Source organism: Pseudoalteromonas sp. S558, assembly GCF_005886635.1.
Classification (GTDB): Bacteria; Pseudomonadota; Gammaproteobacteria; order Enterobacterales; family Alteromonadaceae; genus Pseudoalteromonas; species Pseudoalteromonas aliena.
The window spans coordinates 1-726 of the sequence record NZ_PNDU01000540.1; the positions used below are offsets into that span (position 1 = coordinate 1).

At 34.4% G+C, this 726-nt stretch carries 1 protein-coding gene; it reads left to right on the forward strand.

The annotated features are described in order from the left end of the window. The first annotated feature begins 160 nt into the window (after positions 1-160). Positions 161-589: a YqhA family protein gene (locus CWB66_RS21320; RefSeq protein ID WP_252371824.1), complete on the forward strand. Its 429-nt coding sequence runs from the start codon at positions 161-163 to the stop codon at positions 587-589. Positions 590-726: the final 137 nt, after the last annotated feature.

Consider the following 726-nt stretch of genomic DNA (forward strand, 5'->3'; position numbering starts at 1 on the left):
TAATAATACAGAGTTCAGGTTACTTATTAAAATCTAAAATTAAAACTCTATAAAGAAAATCTAATTTAAACTATGCTACTCGTAGTCGATATAACCTTATAAATTTGAGTAAAATGGAAAATATATTTCAAACAAGTCGTTTTTAGTCGTAATAGCCGTTATAACTGCCGCAGTATCCTCTTTATTAGTTTATGTTTCGTGTATTAATATTGTGTTTTACACAGTAAAGGCAACGCTATTAAATCTGCCTGATTCAGCAAAAGGAGGTAAAGCGCTGATTGTAGAATTGCTTAAAATTCTTGATTTACTGCTAATTGGGATTACCTTGCAAGTGATTGCTATTAGCTTATATCGACTGTTTATAACGCCATCTAATTCTCACGAAAGTAAGTTTTTAGCAGCTTTTAATATTAAAGATTTCCATGACTTAAAAATAACCTTAGTACAAGTCACTTCTGTTGTATTAGTAATACTATTCTTAGAACACGCTGTTGAATTTGGCGGTACAATAGAAACCCTTTATCTGGGTGCAGCTATTGCAATTGTTATTGCAGCCTCCACATTTGCATGGCGTTCAATGAAAGAGTAATTTAAGACATGCTGCTTTATAACGGTGTTTGTCAAACTAGTTGTCGCGATCACTACGTTATGCACTCTCCACGTTGACGATTTCACGTTCGGGGTTTAGGTGCACTTTCTCTGGTAAATCCCAGTTGCGGATGTCCC